Annotated in this window: 14 protein-coding genes; 6 read left to right on the top strand and 8 right to left on the bottom strand. The window is 63.4% G+C overall.

The features are described from left to right. Positions 1-83: 83 nt before the first annotated feature. The gene (locus tag KEC45_RS04875) at positions 84-2219 is read right to left on the bottom strand and encodes a TonB-dependent siderophore receptor (RefSeq protein ID WP_252171573.1); all 2136 of its coding nucleotides are present in this window, start codon (positions 2217-2219) and stop codon (positions 84-86) included. A gap of 299 nt (positions 2220-2518) precedes the next feature. On the opposite strand from KEC45_RS04875, the gene paoA reads away from it, so the two are divergent. From paoA to paoC, 3 genes are read left to right on the top strand one after another with little or no spacing between them, the layout of a single operon-like run. After that, positions 2519-3160, top strand: coding sequence for an aldehyde dehydrogenase iron-sulfur subunit PaoA (gene paoA / locus KEC45_RS04880; protein ID WP_252171574.1), 642 nt, complete (start codon positions 2519-2521; stop codon positions 3158-3160). Further along, positions 3157-4107: a xanthine dehydrogenase family protein subunit M gene (locus KEC45_RS04885; RefSeq protein ID WP_252171575.1), complete on the top strand. Its 951-nt coding sequence runs from the start codon at positions 3157-3159 to the stop codon at positions 4105-4107. The genes paoA and KEC45_RS04885 overlap by 4 nt, the downstream gene beginning before the upstream one ends. 3 nt (positions 4108-4110) lie before the next feature. Then, entirely contained in the window at positions 4111-6312 is a 2202-nt protein-coding gene (gene paoC / locus KEC45_RS04890; protein WP_252171576.1) for an aldehyde oxidoreductase molybdenum-binding subunit PaoC, read from the top strand. 16 nt (positions 6313-6328) lie between these two features. Here paoC and KEC45_RS04895 read toward each other — a convergent pair whose 3' ends face one another. Then, positions 6329-6907 (bottom strand): nucleotidyltransferase family protein, encoded by a 579-nt coding sequence (locus tag KEC45_RS04895; RefSeq protein ID WP_252171577.1) that lies wholly within the window; start codon positions 6905-6907, stop codon positions 6329-6331. Positions 6908-6964: 57 nt separating this feature from the next. On the opposite strand from KEC45_RS04895, the gene KEC45_RS04900 reads away from it, so the two are divergent. Further along, the gene (locus KEC45_RS04900; RefSeq protein ID WP_252171578.1) at positions 6965-7960 is read left to right on the top strand and encodes an XdhC family protein; all 996 of its coding nucleotides are present in this window, start codon (positions 6965-6967) and stop codon (positions 7958-7960) included. Here KEC45_RS04900 and KEC45_RS04905 read toward each other — a convergent pair. The 5 genes from KEC45_RS04905 to KEC45_RS04925 form a co-directional block, all read right to left on the bottom strand. Beyond that, positions 7957-9027: a tetratricopeptide repeat protein gene (locus KEC45_RS04905; protein WP_252171579.1), complete on the bottom strand. Its 1071-nt coding sequence runs from the start codon at positions 9025-9027 to the stop codon at positions 7957-7959. The genes KEC45_RS04900 and KEC45_RS04905 overlap by 4 nt on opposite strands. 189 nt (positions 9028-9216) lie before the next feature. Beyond that, a complete protein-coding gene (locus KEC45_RS04910; protein ID WP_252171580.1) occupies positions 9217-10980 on the bottom strand; it encodes a VWA domain-containing protein in 1764 nt (587 codons plus the stop codon). Between the two features lie 112 nt (positions 10981-11092). Beyond that, entirely contained in the window at positions 11093-11629 is a 537-nt protein-coding gene (locus tag KEC45_RS04915; RefSeq protein WP_252171581.1) for an RNA polymerase sigma factor, read from the bottom strand. 151 nt (positions 11630-11780) lie between these two features. Continuing rightward, entirely contained in the window at positions 11781-14138 is a 2358-nt protein-coding gene (locus tag KEC45_RS04920; protein ID WP_252171582.1) for an EAL domain-containing protein, read from the bottom strand. A 74-nt stretch (positions 14139-14212) separates the two neighbouring features. Then, positions 14213-14626: a cupin domain-containing protein gene (locus KEC45_RS04925; protein ID WP_252171583.1), complete on the bottom strand. Its 414-nt coding sequence runs from the start codon at positions 14624-14626 to the stop codon at positions 14213-14215. Positions 14627-14899: 273 nt separating this feature from the next. Here KEC45_RS04925 and leuC point away from each other — a divergent pair, with 273 nt between their 5' ends. After that, complete coding sequence (gene leuC, locus KEC45_RS04930) at positions 14900-16312, top strand: 3-isopropylmalate dehydratase large subunit (RefSeq protein ID WP_252172019.1); 1413 nt, start codon at positions 14900-14902, stop codon at positions 16310-16312. Here leuC and leuD read toward each other — a convergent pair. Further along, complete coding sequence (gene leuD, locus KEC45_RS04935) at positions 16309-16893, bottom strand: 3-isopropylmalate dehydratase small subunit (RefSeq protein WP_252171584.1); 585 nt, start codon at positions 16891-16893, stop codon at positions 16309-16311. The genes leuC and leuD overlap by 4 nt on opposite strands. A 191-nt stretch (positions 16894-17084) precedes the next feature. On the opposite strand from leuD, the gene KEC45_RS04940 reads away from it, so the two are divergent. Next, positions 17085-17591, top strand: a complete 507-nt coding sequence (locus KEC45_RS04940) for a MarR family winged helix-turn-helix transcriptional regulator (RefSeq protein ID WP_062182350.1) — start codon at positions 17085-17087, stop codon at positions 17589-17591. The last annotated feature ends 21 nt before the right edge of the window (positions 17592-17612 follow it).

A 17612-nucleotide genomic window follows, 5' to 3' on the forward strand; every position in this document is an offset into this window, starting at 1 on the left:
CGCTCGTCGCTAGCGTCCTCATTTCATGTCCGCAATCGCCGGGCATCCGCAATCGGCGAAAAGCGATCTTCGTCGCCCTTTTCTCAGAATGCGTATCTCAGGGTCACTCGCGCATTTCTCGGTTCGCCATAGACGAAGCCAGGGAACCAGACGTTGCCGCTGAAAAAGCGCTTGTCGAAAAGATTGTCGACATTGACCTGTAGCGACAGTGCCTCGGTGAGGTCGTAGCGCGCCATGATATTGGCGATGGCATAAGCTGGCTGACCGATCCGCTCCTCGACATTCGTGCCGGGATTGACGGCGGTCACCGGCGGGCGGCTTTCCCATTTTACCGCGCCGCCGACGCTCAGGCCGTCGAGCGTTCCGGTAAAATCATATCTGGTTGCGAAGTTGAACGCGCGGCGCGGTTGATGCGCGAGTACCTGCGCGCCATCGGCGTCCTTTGCGCTATAGTCGCTCCAACCGGCGCTGACGTCCCATTGCGGTGTGATCTTGCCGACGATTTCCAGCTCATAGCCTTTTGCGACGGTTCCCTTCATGCCGCGATAGGCCGTGAGGGGAGTGCCGGGGATCAGTCCGTCGGCGACCGCAAGATTGTCCTGTTCGATACGATAGACCGAAACCGTCGCAAGGAGCTGGCCATCGAGCAGCAGAGCCTTCAGTCCGGCTTCATAGTTGCTGCCCTCAAGCGGATCGATCAGGCGGTTGTTGCGGTCGCGCAGATTGCCCTGCGGCTTGAAGATATTGGTGTAGCTTGCATAGGCGGACAGATTGTCCGTGACGTTATAGACCAGTCCGACATAAGGCGTGATCTGGCCCTTGTACGACAGGCTATAGGGCGAACCAAATTTGCTCTCATGCTCGTTGCGCTTGTAATAGCTGACGCGCCCGCCGCCGATGAGCTTCAGCCCGCCGATCAGGCTGATCCGCGTCGAGGCATAAACCGCTGCCTGCGTGGTGTTGCCGAATCCGGACATGTCGTAGCGCTCGCCCCATTCTGGCTCGGCGAGCCGGCCATCGAAGCTGTTGAAGTCGTCGATCGGGTCGATCGCGATCGGATCGCGGTTCGTCCAGCCGTCATCGACCCGGCTCGCCATCGCGCCGAACGCGAGGTCGTGCTGGCCGCCCAGCAGCGCGAAGCTGCCATTGGCCTGGATGCTGGTGTGCCATTGTTCGGGGCTGGTCTTGTACCAGTAACCCGACGTGCCGACGCCTGCGCCGGTAATGCGGTCCGGTAGGCCGTCGAGCCACAGCAGCTTCGAATTTTCGATTCCCTTGTGATAGGCGATGTCGCCGCGGATTTCCCAGTCGCCGCCCAATTTATGCTTCAGCGTGGCAAAGGCAGAAATCTCGGTGGTATTCCAGAGCCCCCAGTCGGTGCCCGTGGTCTTGGAGCGCGGCCAGTCGGTGCGCGTGCCGTCGCTGTACCAATAGGGTAATTGCGCCCACATGATCCCGTCGCGCTCGTCGCGCTGATAGCTTGCGCCGATGGACAGGGTCGTACGGTCGCCAAGATCGGCGTCGATCACGCCATAGAGAAGGAGGCCCTTCTTCTTTTCCAGATCGACGAAACTGTCCTGCGTATAGGCCTGAGCAACAGCGCGCGCACGCACCGTCCCCGCCGCATTGAGGGGCGATTGGATGTCGAGGGTAGCGGCGAAGCGGTCCCATGATCCGGCTTCAAGGCTGATATTGCCCGCGAATTCCTGTTCGGTGGCATGTTTGCGGATCAGGTTGACGACCGCCGACGGATCGCCAGCCCCCTGCATCAGACCCGCGGCGCCGCGCACCAGGTCCACGCGCTCATATTGCGCCGTGCTGGTCTCGCCAAAGCCGACATTGCCGTTGGCGAACGGTGCGCCATCGAGCTGGAAATTCTGGACTTCGAAACCGCGGGCGGTGATTGCGCTGCGTCCACGATCAACGTCCTTCTTGGAAATGCCGACGGTAAAGTCGAGCGCATCGTTGATCGTGTTGAACGCCTGATCCTTCATCTGTTGCTGCGTGATGACGCTGATCGTTTGTGGCGTTTCAAGCGGCGAGAGCGGAAGCCCCGTCGCGGCGGTGGGCTGATCGGTCCGGCCATAGCCAGTCACGACGATGGTATCGTTGGTCTCGTCGTCGGTCGGCAGGGGCGACGTGTCTTGCTGCGCGAGGGCAAATGTCGAGGTGCACAGAAATGCCGATCCGGTCAGCAGAAAACGAATGGAACGGCGCATCTTTTTCCCCTTTGTTGGCGGCTGGGCCGCGTCGGTGATGCGCCACTAGTGAGATTAACTCGCATTTGCAATATCGGAGAGCCGCGATTTTTAGGCATGCGTCCCGCGCTTGCGTTGGTTCTGACAGGCCAAAGGTCTCGGCGGACGCCTGTTAAGCCGTGCGTTAATATGATACCGGTGGCATTCGAATCCGAAATTTTCTGAGCCGACGCGGCCATAAGTCGTGCGGCATGACTGCCTGATCTCCCCCGTGGGCGCCCGCGCCCATCGGCAAACAGAAACAGAAACGGAGGACCATGATGCAAACTCCAGAAGAATATGAGCTGTCCCGGCGTGGCGTGCTGGTGGGCGGTGCGGCATCGGTCGCCACGGTGACATTCGTCCCAATTGGAACGGCGACCGCAGCCGGATCGGCGGCCAAGGCTCCGCCGACTGCCAAAGTCGCCTTTGAGGTCAACGGCGCGGCGCGCGAGCTCGATCTCGACACCCGGACATCGTTGCTCGACGCGCTGCGCGAGCATCTGCACCTGACGGGGACGAAGAAGGGATGCGATCACGGCCAGTGCGGCGCATGTACCGTGATCGTCGACGGGCGGCGGATCAATAGCTGCCTGACGCTCGCAGTGATGCATGAGGGCGACAAGATTACGACGATCGAAGGTCTCGGTACGCCGGATAAGATGCACGCTATGCAGGACGCATTCGTGACGCACGACGGCTATCAATGCGGCTATTGCACCCCGGGCCAAATCTGTTCGGCGGTCGCGGTGCTCGACGAGATCAAGGCGGGCATTCCGAGCCATGTCACGGCGGACCTGGGCGCCGCACCGACGGTGACGAAGGTCGAACTGCGCGAGCGGATGAGCGGCAATATCTGCCGCTGCGGCGCCTATTCGAATATCATCGATGCGATCACCGATGTGGCGGGAGTGAAAGCATGAAAAGCTTTACCTACGAACGCGTCGATAGCGCGGCTGCTGCAACAGCCGCCTTTGCCCGGACGCCGGGGGCGCGTTTCATCGCTGGCGGAACCAACCTGCTCGACCTGATGAAGCTCGAGATCGAAGCACCGCAGCACCTGATCGACGTCAGCCGCGTCGCGCTCGACAAGATCGAGGCGACGCCCGAAGGCGGCATCCGCATTGGTGCGATGGTGCGCAACACCGATCTCGCGAGCGACGCCCGCGTGCGACGTGATTATGGTCTGCTGACGCGCGCGCTGGTCGCAGGCGCGTCGGGGCAATTGCGCAACAAGGCGACGACCGCGGGTAATCTGCTCCAACGGACTCGCTGCCCCTATTTTTACGACACCAATCAGCCGTGCAACAAGCGCAAGCCTGGCAGTGGCTGTGCCGCGATCGGCGGCTTCAACCGGCTGCATGCGGTTGTCGGCGCCAGCGACGCTTGTATTGCGACGCACCCCAGCGACATGGCCGTGGCAATGCGTGCGCTCGATGCTGCGATCGAGACGGTCGACGCGGCGGGCAAGGTGCGCGCGATCCCCATCGCCGATTTCTATCGGGCGCCGGGCAAAACGCCGCATCTGGAGACGGTTTTGGCGCCGGGTGAGCTGATCACTGCGGTCACGCTGCCGAAGCCTGTCGGCGGCACGCATATCTATCACAAGGTTCGTGACCGCGCGTCCTATGCCTTTGCGCTGATTTCGGTCGGAGTGATCGTTCAGCCAGACGGCACCGGGCGCGTCGCTCTCGGCGGGGTCGGTTACAAGCCGTGGCGCGTCGAAGCGGCCGAGGCGGCGCTACCGCGCGGCGCGAAGCCGGTTGCGGGCGGACTGCTCGCGGGCGCCAAGACGACGCACGAAAACGCCTATAAGCTGCCCCTTGTCGAGCGCACGCTCGCCGGGGTGCTGGCGCAAGCGAGGGGCTGAGCCATGAAATTCGACACGCCCGCAACGACCAACCCGATCGATCAGATGAAGATCGTCGGCAAACCCACCAACCGCATCGAGGGCCCGCTAAAGACGACCGGCACCGCGCCCTATGCGTATGAGCGCCACGATGTCGCGGCGAACCAGGCCTATGGCTATGTCGTCGGATCGGCGATCGCCAAGGGGCGGATTGCGTCGATGAACCTCGATGAAGCCAAAGCGGCGCCGGGCGTCGTCGCGATCGTTACCGCCGACAATGCGGGCAAGCTGACGAAGGGCGATTTCAACACCGCCAAATTGCTCGGTGGACCCGCGGTCGATCATTATCATCAGGCGATCGCGCTGGTGGTCGCCAACAGCTTCGAACAGGCGCGGGCCGCCGCTTCGCTCGTTCGCGTAGAATATGCGCGTGAAAAGGGCGCTTTCGATCTCGCCGCCGCGATCGATACCGCGATCAAGCCTAAAGCATCCTTCGGAACCGAGCCGGACAGCGCCGTGGGCGATTTTGCCTCAGCTTTTGCCGCGGCGCCCGTTCAGCTCGATGCGCGCTATACGACCCCCGATCACAGCCATGCGATGATGGAGCCCCACGCGACGATCGCTGCGTGGGAAGGCGACAAGCTGACCGTGTGGACGTCAAACCAGATGATCGCCTGGTCGGTCGGCGACATGGCGAAGACGCTTGGCATGCCGAAAGAGAATATCCGCTTCGACTCGCCCTATATCGGCGGCGGTTTCGGTGGGAAATTGTTCAATCGCGCCGACGTGCTGCTCGCCGCGCTGGGTGCCAAAATAGCAAAAAGGCCTGTGAAGGTCGCGCTTCCGCGGCCGCTGATGATCAACAACACGACGCACCGCCCAGCGACGATCCAGCGCGTTCGGCTCGGCGCGACGGCGGATGGCAAGATGACCGCGATCGGGCACGAAAGCTGGTCGGGCGATCTGCCCGGTGGCGGCCCGGAAACTGCGGTAGCGCAGACACGCCTGCTTTATGCCGGCGAAAATCGCATGACCGCGATGCGTCTGGCGGTGCTTGATCTGCCCGAAGGCAATGCGATGCGCGCGCCGGGCGAAGCGCCGGGACTGATGGCGCTCGAAATCGCGGTCGATGAATTGGCCGAAAAGCTGGGCATGGATCCAATCGCGTTGCGCGTTCTGAACGACACGCAGGTCGACCCCGAAAAACCGAGCCGCCCTTTTTCACAGCGCCAGCTCAATAAATGCCTGGAGACCGGCGCCGAAAAGTTCGGCTGGAGCAAGCGCGCCAAGCCCGGTGCCACGCGCGACGGCCGGTGGCTGGTCGGCATGGGGGTCGCCGCGGCGTTCCGTAACAACCTCAACGGACCATCGGCGGCGCGTGTCCGCCTTGCTAAATCGGGGATCGTCACGGTTGAGACCGACATGACCGATATCGGTACCGGCAGTTATACGATCATTGCGCAGACCGCCGCCGAAATGATGGGCGTGCCGCTCGAAACGGTCGTCGTGAAGCTCGGCGATTCCGCCTTTCCCGTGTCGGCCGGTTCGGGGGGACAGTGGGGCGCGAACAGTTCGACCGCCGGCGTCTATGCCGCCTGCGTGAAACTGCGCGAAGCCGTGATTCAGAAGCTCGGCCTGTCATCCGACGCGGTCTTCGCCGATGGCAAGGTCAAAGCCGGACGGCGGAGCATTGCGCTCGGCGATGCGGCGGCCGGCGGCGAACTCGTCGCCGAGGACAATATGGAATATGGCGACCTCGCCGAGAAATTTCAGCAATCGACTTTTGGCGCGCATTTCGTCGAGGTGGGCGTCGATGCGATGACCGGGGAAATCCGCGTCCGCCGGATGCTGGCGGTCTGCGCCGCCGGTCGTATCCTCAACCCCAAGGCGGCACGGAGCCAGGTGATCGGCGCGATGACGATGGGCGCCGGTGCAGCGTTGATGGAGGAACTCGCGGTCGACAAACGCTTCGGCTTCTTCGTAAATCACGATCTCGCCGGCTATGAAGTCCCCGTCCATGCCGACATTCCGCATCAGGAAGTGATCTTCCTAGACGAAGCCGATCCGACGACGTCGCCGATGAAGGCGAAGGGCGTCGGCGAACTCGGCATCTGCGGTGTCGCCGCGGCGGTCGCGAACGCGGTTTATAACGCCACGGGTGCGCGAGTACGCAACTATCCTATCACCCTCGACAAAATCATCGACAGACTGCCGGAGATGACGTGATCGCGATGTGGTGCGATCAGTGGCCGGGCAGATCGTCCGGCCGGTCGATATCGAGCAGTTCGTCGGCGCGGGCATGGACGAGTGCGGCCTCGGCCAGCAGGGCTTTTCCGCCGCGGTCGCCTTCGCCAGCGCATAACCGGTCGAACAGCGCACGGGCGAACAGCGCAGGCGGCATCGTCGCTTCGCCGTCGGTCGATGCCACCACCGGAGCTGCTGACGGATCGAAACGCGCGACGACATCACGCAAATGGCCCGTGCTGACGAAGGGCATGTCGGCGAGGCAAACCAGCGCGGCTGTTTCCGGTCCTCGCGCAGCTTCGGCGATCCCGCATGACAGCGAGTGCGACAACCCGCGTTCAGGATACGGATTGACGACAATCTCGAAACCCCGCGACGCAAGCAATTCTGCGAGCATTCCGTGGTCATCCGGGCAGACGGCGATGCGCCGTCCTGGCGTGAGTTCGACGATCCGCCGCGCCGCGTGCAGCGCCAACGGCTCGCCCGCGAACGTCGCCAGCAGCTTGTCGGCTGTCCCGAACCTTCGCGATGCCCCTGCGGCAAGCAGGATGGCGGCGATGTCGCTTGCGTCGCTCACAAATCACCTCCCGTTCGGCGCCTCTGGTGCATCCGGAGACTTCAAAGCAAAATACGCATGATAGCAACAACGCCGACGGACATATTGCGCTTTATCCTGCAGCGGGCCGAGGAAGAGGTTGCGACGATCCTTGTGACCCTGACTGCAATCGAGGGCTCCTCTCCGCGCGCGATCGGCGCCCAGATGGCGGTCGCGGAGGACGGCCGGTATGTCGGGTCCTTTTCAGGCGGCTGCATCGAGGCGGCGGTCGTTGCAGAGGCGATCGGGACGCTTGCCGACGGACGCGCCCGGCTCGTACGGTTCGGCGTGGGGTCGCCCTATCTGGACATCCGCCTCCCTTGCGGCGGCGGTATTGATCTCCTGTTCAATCCGCGGCCAGATCGGAAAGCGATCGCCGAAGCGCTGTCGCGGCATGGCCGCCGTGAAATGGCCGTTCTGCGGCTGGCCGAAGATGGCGTGTGTTCGGATAGTTCGGTCGTCACGCATGCGATCGCCGGCTGGGACCGCGGAAGCTTTCGTGTCGGTTATGCACCGCCGCTCCGCATCGTCGCGATGGGGCAAGGCGAAGAGCTTACCGCGCTGGCGCGTCTCGCGGCGGCCTTTGGCGCGGAAGTCAGCGTGCTTTCACCAGACCAACGGGCGCTGGCAGACCTCGATGCCGAGGGTTTCGACACCGTCCGACTAACCACGCGGACGGACTTGCCGTCCCTCTTTACCGATCGGTGGACCGCGATCATTTCGGTCTTTCACGACCGCGACTGGGAAGAGGAGTTGCTGCCACGCGCGCTCGACCTCCCTTCCTTTTATGTCGGAGCGATCGGTAGCCAGCGGACGCAGGACGTCCGGCAAAGCGCCTTGCGCGACGCGGGCGTGCCCGAGGAGCTTCGCCGCAAGCTTCGCACGTCGGTCGGGCTGATCCCGGCGACACGCGACCCGGCCACACTCGCGCTGTCGACCTTGTCGCAGATTGTGCAGGACTATCACCGGCTAGGAGTTGCCGGCGACGATGACGACCATCCGTACAGGAATCGAAGCTTAGTCGGCCTCGCTTAGTCGCGCTCCCGCGGCTGGCGTATCGAATCATATCGGGGGTCGAGATTGATCGCGCGCCGTTCGTCCATGTCGGCGCGCTTCGTGTCGCCCCGCTTTCGTAGCAGAAGGCTGCGGTTGTAATAGGCACGCGCGGATTGAGGCGCGTGCTGGACCGCCCGGTCGAGGTCGGCGATCGCTCGCGCGCTTTCCCCCTGTCGATCGTAGGCAAGGCCGCGATTGAGATAGGCCACCGACAAATCGGGCGCGACGGCAATCGCCTGATCGAACGCCGAGATCGCGCCATCCAGATCGCCCTCCCACGCCTGTGCCAGCCCGTCGGACAGATGCGCGTCGGCTTGCGCGCGAACCGCCTTCGCGCCCTTGTTCGCCAGCCTTTTGCATCGTGACAGCGTTCGGCTGGGGTCGTTCACCGTGCAGGCGTTCCAGTCGCCGCGCCTCGGGGCACCGCGCGCCGCTATGCGCGTTCCTGTGACGACGACCGTATCTTCAGCGACATCGCCGGAAATTACCGTAATGGCGCTCGGCGCGTCCTGTACCGGGCGCGCGGCGCGCTGGGCCGTGACGGTGATCGCACTGCGTTCTTCGACTTTGGCGGCCGGCGCAGCGGTCTCCGCCCGCGCAATTTCGACGGGTTTCGCGGCCGGAGGCGCAAGGGCGGGCTGGATCGCGGGTGGGGCGATGTTCCCACTCTCGGGCACTTTCGCGGGCGACGGGGAGGGCGCGATGGCTACCGGGGCGGGAACTTCGACGGTGTCACGCGCGACGACGGGCGTCTTTGCCGGAACATCCCGCAGAACCCGTTCGTCGGCAGCCGGAGAGCTGTGTTCAAGCGTCGTCCATGCAAAGGGCAGGCTGATCGCGGCGACGAGCGCGGCGGCCGCAAATATACCGGCCTGCGGACGCGCCAGATTGGCCCAACAGGATGCTCTTCCGGGCCGGGTCGCAACGGTCGGCGCAGGCGCACCGTCGAAGCGGGCAAGCGCCTCGGAAATCGCAGCTTCGCGCCGTTTCGGCGCAGGTGGCGGCGGATCGGGCAGGAAGGCTTTCAGATCGTCATCGCCCGTCATGGCCGCGATGTCCCCGACGCGGCCCGGCGCGCTGTCGAGCGATGTCGAAACGGCAGGCGCAAGGAAAGGGGCATGAACATCGTCGGACCTTATACGCACAATATCGCAGCGGTCGAATATACCGATTGCCCGATCAAAACGGGCAGGGCGGATGCGGCGGCGGCCTCGTTGAACCGCCGCCGCGCCATGTTAGCGTTCCAGCTTTGCCATCGATCCGGCCGTCCTGGCGGCGCGGACCATCTGGACCAGTTCCATGCGATATCCAAAATCGTCGGTGCCGCGCGCCGCGCCGACGATCTGGAGCACATCGTCATAGGTCATCGAGCCGCTGTATTTTCCGCCGCGGAGCAACTCGGCAAAGGCCGCGACTCCCGTCGCGAAGCGCGCATCCTGCGGTGCGTCCGCAAAACGGGCGAATTCGATGCGGCGGTCGATCGGCGTAGAGATCAACTGGCTGCGGTCCGATTTGGGCAATTTGTAACGGATCTTCACAAAGCCATATTCGCTGGACGCCGCAGCAACGGTTCTTGGAGCAGGCTTGCTGTAGCGCAGATCGCCCATCGTCCGCGGTCCGCCGACGGGAACAATCTCGTAAAGCGCCGTCACCGTCTGTCCCGAACCGACATCGCCCGCATCGACCTTGTCATTGTCGAAATCGTCGCGGTTCAGCATCCGCGTTTCATAGCCGATGAGCCGATATTCGGCGACTGTCGCCGGGTTGAACTCGACCTGAATCTTCACGTCCTTTGCGATCGGGAAGAGCGTCGAAGTGGCTTCGTCGACCAGCGTTTTGCGCGCTTCACCAAGCGTGTCGATATAAGCCGCGGCGCCATTGCCGTTCTGGGCCAGCGTCTGCATCAGCGCATCGTTGTAATTGCCCATGCCAAAACCGAGAACCGAGAGGAAAATGCCCTTGCCGCGCTCGCGCTCGATATAGCCTTTCAGTTCATTCTGGTCGGTGATGCCAACGTTGAAGTCGCCGTCGGTGGCCAGGATAACGCGGTTGACGCCGTTCGGATCGCGGTTGCGTTCGGCCAACGCATAGGCTTGGCGGATGCCCTCGGCGCCCGCCGTGCTGCCGCCCGCGCCGAGCTGGTCGATCACCGCCAATATCCTGTCTTTCTGGCTCGCCGGGGTCGGCTCGAGCGCAGTGCCCGCGCTGCCGGCATAGGTCACGATCGACACGCGGTCGTTGCGATCGAGTTGGTTGAGCAGCAGTCCGAGCGATTTCTTGACGAGTGGCAGCTTGTTCGGCGCGTCCATCGACCCCGACGTGTCGATCAGGAAGACGAGGTTCGCGCGCGGCCGCGTCGCACGCTCGATTTCATAACCTTTGATGCCGATGCGGACGAGCTTGCGGCCCACCGTAAACGGGCTGGGGAAGACTGCGACGTTCGAGGAAAAGGGCTGCTGCGCGCTGCGCGGTGCGGCATAGTCATAGGGGAAATAGTTGATCAACTCTTCGCTTCGTACTGCGGCCGGCTGGGGCAGCGCATTGTTGTTCAGCGAGGCGCGGACAAAGGAATAGGATGCGGTGTCGACGTCGATCGAAAAGGTCGACACAGGCTCGTCGCGCGCGATCTTGAACGGATTTTCCGAAGTAGAGGTGAATTTGTCCCGGCCGACATCCTGATAATAGGGTCTGATCCGGTCGGGGTGCGCCGCGCGCAGGGCGGTCCCCGTCACGACAATATTCTGCGTCGACGCCGGGGGCGGCGCTCTGCGGCTTTCCGAACTGATCACCGATATCGGCATCGGCGCGTCCATGACGGGCGACGCGATCTGCCGGCCCGTCACGACGATTGCCGAGGCGTCTTCTTCCAGTTCGGCTTTCGGTGTCGGCGCCGAGGTGTCGGACGATGGCGAGGCGATATCGGGTTCGTTCGATTGCGAGCAGGCGGTGATTAACGTCATCGACAGGCCCGCGGTGAGCATCAGACGGAAACGGGACATGACATGTCTCCCTTGGCAACAGCGGCGCACAATCGCCCGCATGTCCCTGTGACGCCGGGGCGCGGGAAATCCTTGGCGGCCTCTGAAAAATAATTCGAAACGCCCGGCGCGATCAGTCGTCGGGGTCGGCCTTCGGGGCGATCTGGCGCCGAATCTCGTGCATTCGCCACGATATGGTTGCTTCTGCGACGCCCAATATCTGTGCGGCTTCGGCGTGCGAAAGCTGCTGTCCGGCGATCAGGATTGCGGTGTCGCGAAGGTCGGGTTTCAAACGCGCGATCGCGCTTTCGATCCAGATGGCATCGTAAAGGTCGCGGCCGTCGGGGCCGCGCGCCAATCCGGTCATGATACTCAACCGGCCGGCGAAACGCGTGAAGGCCGATCGGCGTCGGTGAAAATCGCGGCAGGCGTTATAGACGATGCTGCACAGCCAGGTCGTGAACTTCGCATCGCCGCGAAAGGCGGAGAGTTTCTCGGCGAGAATGCAGCACACATCCTGCGCGATATCGTCGGCATCGGCACGCGATCCGGTCAACTGCCAGGCAAGGCCGTGGATGCGATCATAATGGTCGCGAAGCAACGCTTCGAATGCGTCGCGGTCGCCCGCGGCAGCAGCGGCGATGATATCCGCGTCGGTAGCGCCCGCCATGGGTCAGATGCGCCTGCACGGATATGGAGGGCGTTCCGGTCCTTCGGCGGACTGACGGTCCGTCACCGGCCAAACTGATCCCCCGCATCCTGCCATCGCGATGGTTTGTGCCTCATTCGCGGCACGAAGGCCATCGCCGACTTTCGAAGGCTTAGCCTTCGGCGTCGCGGATTTCGATGTCGGGCGCGGCGAGTGGCCATGTTTCGGACTGGAAGGGATCGGGCGCCGGACGGCCGAAATAATATCCCTGCGCCTGTGGGCACCCCTCGTCGAGCAACATCTGTCGCTGCTCACCGGTCTCGACCCCTTCGGCCACGATCGGCATGTTGAAGCTTCGGCCGAGCCCGATGATCGCCCGCACGATCGACCGCGCCGCCTCGTCATCGGGGATCGAGGCAACGAAGCTCTTGTCGATCTTGATCTTGTCGAACGGAAAGGCCTTGAGATTGCTCAGCGACGAGTAACCGGTGCCGAAATCATCCATCGCGATCCGGACGCCGAGAGCACGGATTTCGTGGAGTGCTTTCAATGCGCTGTGTTTGTTGCGCACAAAAGCGGTCTCGGTGATTTCGAGTTCGAGCCGGTGCGCCTCAAGGCCCGATTGCGACAAAGCGTCGCGGACGACGGCAGGCAGGTTTGGTACCTGAAACTGGATGGTCGACACGTTGACGGCGATCGAGACATTCTTCGGCCAGTTTGCCGCGGCCCGGCAGGCTTCGCGCAGCACCCACTCGCCGATCGGTACGATGGCGCCGATTTCTTCCGCGACCGGGATGAAATAGTCGGGCGGAACGTCGCCGCGTTCGGGATGCTCCCAGCGAAGCAGCGCTTCATAACCGACGACCGAAGCGAAAGCGGTCGCGACGAGCGGTTGATAGACGATGCGAAGCTCGTCGCGGGCGATTGCGTGCCGCAGGTCATGCTCTAGCGCCCGGCGTTCGCGTGCGAGCGCGTCCATCTCCTGATCGAAAAAGGCGGCGTTGCCCTTGCCGTTGTTCTTCGCGCGATAGAGCGCGGTATCGGCATTGCGCTGCAGTACCTCGGCATCGGTTCCGTCTTGCGGAAAGAGCGCGACGCCGATGCTTACCCCGACCGCCATCGGATCGCGGGCGACATCCATTTCGATCGCAAGCGTATCGAGAATGCGGGCCGAAAGCTTGCGGGCATCGTCAGGGCTTGAAGCACCGGTCTGGATCACAAGGAACTCATCGCCCCCGATACGCGCGACAACGTCGTCCGCACGCACGGCGGATCGGAGGATGTCGGCGATGCGGCACAGGATTTCATCCCCGGCTCCGTGGCCGAATATGTCGTTCACCGCCTTGAACCGGTCGAGGTCGAGCGCGAGCAGTGCGAAAGGTTTCTTCGCACTGATTGCCGCGTCGAGCGCCCGGCCGAAGTGAGCCCGGTTCGACAGGTCGGTGAGGGCGTCGTGCGACGCCAGATGCTCGATCGCCCGCTGCGCGCGCTTTCGATCGGACAGGTCGCGGATCGCAAGAACCTGGCAGCTTCGTCCACGATATTCGATCGTCTGCGTCGCAATTTCGAGGATATGATCTTCGTCGATGCTGGTGCGCAGGCGCGCTTCGGCGGAATGGCCGTTCGGCGGTTCGAAGGCTGCGCCGTTGCTGGCGACGAACCAGTCGGACGGCGTGCTACCGGCGATTGCGCCGCTGCTGACGCCAAGGAGCGTGCAAAGCCGCGCGTTCACCTCGATGATCCGTCCGTCATATGTGATCGCAAGCGCCTCGAGCGTCGCGTCGGCAAGGCCATGTGCGTCGGTAAGCCAGCGGTCGACGAGCGATCCGGTGAGCGCGAGGGCTACCAGCGCGACATTGGCGATGACGATCGCGGGAACCAGCCAGTCGCGGCTGCTCGTTGCCCCGGGAATGCTGCCACGTGTCGGATCGGGGACGAGTGTGGTCGCCGACATCGCGGTAAAATGCAGGACGACGATGGCGAGCACGGCGAACGCTGCAGGCAGTGCAATCTTCTTCCAGCCCTTCGCCCGCGCGAAGGCAAGAAACGCGGCGAAAAAGCAAAATCCCGACAGCGGCACCGAGATGAGGATCGGTGCCCAGTCGTAGGCGACTCGCGCGGGGGCGATGATCGACGCCATGCCGATAAAGTGCATCGCCGCGACGCCGATTGCCGCCCCCACCGCCGCGAGCGCGCAGCGACGCGCGTCCGGCGCCTTGCCCAGCCAGCGGAAACTGCACCAAAAAAAGGCGATCGCGATGGCGACCGACAGGATGGTCAGGCCGACGTCGAAGCGAATCGGCATCGATCCGCGATAGGCGAGCATCGCGACGAAATGCGTCGCCCATACCCCCATGCCTTCGGCCACCGCGGCGACCACAAGCCAGTGGCGCCGGCGGGCGTCGACGCAGTGCGTCGAGCGGTTCAGAACGACGAAAAGGCTGATATTCCCGAGGATGCAGACCAGCGCGGCGATCAGGACAAAACGCAGATCATGCTGATGGACCACGCATTCGAGGACGCTGAACATGCATTCTCTCCCTGGTCCCCGCCGTTCTTGTGCCTTTCAATTCTAAATATTGCATTATTGGCCGGTCGCCGGGGTCAGGGTATTTGGATATCCTTGGCCGGGACAAGAAGCGGCTTGCCTTTTTCGACGATATAGGTCGCGAGTTCGGCGCCATTATTCGCGGTACGATTGCGTGCCATATGTGCGACGCCGGTCGGGACGAACAGCACGTCACCGGCTTTCAGCGTGACGGGCGCCTCGCCCTCAAGCTGATATTCGAGCGTGCCTTCGAGGATATAGATCACCTCTTCGCCGGGGTGGCGATGCCAGGGCGCTACTGCGCCGGGCGCGATATCGATGCGCGCCTGGACCGTTTCGCGGCCCGGTATCGAAAGGTCGTGGCGCTGGAGATCGGTTCGGGTGGTGCCCTGCGGTGCCGGGGCGGCCGCAGAAGCGGGACCGGCCAGCATGAGTGCGGCGGCAAGCACGGCGGGAATATGTCGGATCATGATGCTGTCCTTCTGGGGTTTGTCGCAGTCGCGGTCTTCGCAAGCTCAGTCGGTGTTCGCCGCCAGAAGCGTCGAGGTTACAGAAAGGGAAAGCGCAGCGTCCGGGCGTTCGACCGGCAAGGCCGCGCCGGAAACCCCGAAAATTCTTGCTCCGCTCTCCGTCTCGCGATAATAACTTAGATATCTAAGTATATATGCGGACGATGTTCGGGGGTAAGTGGTGACGGAATTCGACGATCGGACTTTGAGGGCAGGGTTTTGCACAGAATGACAATGCCGCCCCCGCGCACCCTCTATGACAAGATTTGGGACGCGCATGCCGTCGCCGACGACGACGGGGAAACCCTGCTCTACATCGATCTGCACCTGCTCCATGAAGTGACTTCGCCGCAGGCCTTTGCCGGGCTGGCGGCTGCGGGCCGAACGGTGCGGCGGCCGGAACGGGCGCTGGCGCTGTCCGATCATAATGTGCCGACGGCCGGCCAGACGGCAGGACTGGCCGGCGTGACCGATGCGGAGGCGCGGGCCCAACTCGAAGCGTTGGTCGACAATACCCGGCGGTTCGGGATCGAGAATTTCCCGATGGGCGATCCGCGCGGCGGTATTGTTCATGTCGTCGGACCCGAACAGGGGCGCTCGCAGCCGGGAATGACGATCGTTTGCGGCGACAGCCATACCTCGACGCACGGCGCTTTCGGCGCGCTCGCCTTTGGAATCGGGACATCGGAGGTCGAGCATGTGCTGGCGACGCAGACGATCCGCCAGCGCCGGTCGCGCAACATGCGCGTGATCGTCGATGGCACGCTTGCGCGGCATGTCCATGCCAAGGATCTGGCGCTCCATCTGCTCGGCCTGATCGGGGTCGACGGCGCCGGCGGGCATGTGATCGAATATTCCGGGGCGGCAATCCGTGCGCTGTCGATGGAGGGACGGATGACGCTCTGCAACCTCAGCATCGAAATGGGCGCGCGCGCGGGGCTCGTCGCGCCCGATGCGACGACCTTCGCATATCTCGCGGGCCGCCCGGCCGCTCCCCGCAGCGATAGCTGGGATGCCGCACTGGCCCGGTGGAGCGCTCTCACCAGCGACGACGGTGCGCTTTTCGACCGCGAGCTTGCCATCGATGCACGCGACGTTCGGGCGATGGTAAGCTGGGGGACGAATCCGTCACAGGTCGTCGCGATCGACGGCCATGTGCCCGATCCCGCAACACTAGCCGACTCCGATGCGCGGGCATCGGCCGAGCGGGCCCTTGTCTATATGGGGCTCGCGCCGGGGACCCGGGTCGCGGGTCAACGGCTCGACCGGGTCTTCATCGGCAGTTGTACCAACAGCCGGATCGAGGATTTGCGCATCGTCTCCGACGTTGTTCGCGGCCGCCGTGTCGCGCCACATGTTCGCGCGATGGTCGTCCCGGGGTCGGGGCTGGTCAAGCGGCAGGCTGAGGCGGAGGGCATCGCCGACACTCTACGCGACGCGGGCTTCGACTGGCGCGAACCGGGTTGCTCCATGTGTGTCGGTATGAACGCCGACCGGCTGCAGCCGGGCGAGCGCTGCGCGGCTACGTCGAACCGCAATTTCGAGAACCGGCAGGGGCGGGGTGGACGCACGCATTTGATGAGCCCCGCGCTCGCCGCCGCAAGCGCGATTGCGGGCCATATCGCGTCGCCCGAAATGCTCGGCTAGATCGCCGCTTCGAACCGCGCGATCGCATCGGCGTGGCGCAAGCTACGTTCGATATCGTCAAGCCCCTCCATCAGGATGCGGCGGTCGTCGGGATCGATGTCGAACGCGATCGTTTCGCCCGACGCAAGGCGGATCTGCTGCGCCGCCAGATCGACCTCGATCGGCGCATATTGCGCAAGCGCGATTTCTTCCCGCAGGCGCGTACATGCTTCGTCGGGCAAGCGGATCAGCAACAGGCCGTTCTTGCGCGCATTGCCGGCGAAGATGTCGCCGAAACTCGGCGCTATGACACAGCGAAAGCCAAAGTCCGTGAGCGCCCACACAGCATGTTCGCGCGAGGAGCCACAGCCAAAATTGCGATCGGCGACGATGATTTGCGCCTTTCGGCCCTGCGGCTGATTTAGGATGAAGTCGTCCCGCTCCGCGCCGTTCCGATCAAACCGCAACTCCTGAAAGAGGTGCTTGCCAAGGCCGGAACGGGTCAGCGCTTTCATATATTGCGCCGGGATGATCATGTCGGTGTCGACATTGGCGAGCGGCAAGGGCACCGCACCAGCTCGTATCCGGATAAATTCCTGCACGCTAACTCCATTCACTTAGTATTCTAAGTAAGTGAGTCGCTCGATCTTGTCCAACATTATCGCGGGGTTGGAAGGGGGATACGATCCAAGATGGCGATGAAGATGGTTGCCGCGCGAATCTTCGCGTCCTAAGGTTCCCTCTTGCGCGGGCTGGCGCCCGGTGTCGGAGCTCGCGACAGGGGAGCAGGATTTTGGTAAAGAAAACACAGGATTATCGGCATCCGGCCGAATATTATACCGATCCTGAGAACAGCATCGGATATCTGGCGCGCGTCGTCTTTCGTTCCTTTTCGCGGCTCCTCGAACGGCGCACGCTGACGCACGACGTGTCGGCGGGGCAGTGGCGTTTCCTGCGCCAACTGTGGCGCGAGGACGGGATCACGCAGCGCGAGCTCAGCGAGCGCGTGGGCATGCGTGAGCCGACGACGGTCGTCGCGCTGAAGGGGCTGGAGAAGGCCGGGTTGATCACGCGCAAGAAGACGACCGACGATCGCCGCAAGACCTTCATCCATCTGACTCCGCACGCCAAGAAGCTCGAACTGATTCTCGCCCCGATGAACGCCGAGATTCACGAGATCGCGACCAAGGGGATGACCGACGAGGAGGTCGAAGTGCTGCAAGGTCTGATGCGCCGTGTGATCGGCAATCTGGCCGAAGAGACGCAGAAACTGTCGGTACTGTCGGACATCAAGGCCTGACGGCTTGCAACTTGCCTCGCG

Source organism: Sphingopyxis sp. USTB-05 (genome assembly GCF_023822045.1).
GTDB lineage: Bacteria > Pseudomonadota > Alphaproteobacteria > Sphingomonadales > Sphingomonadaceae > Sphingopyxis.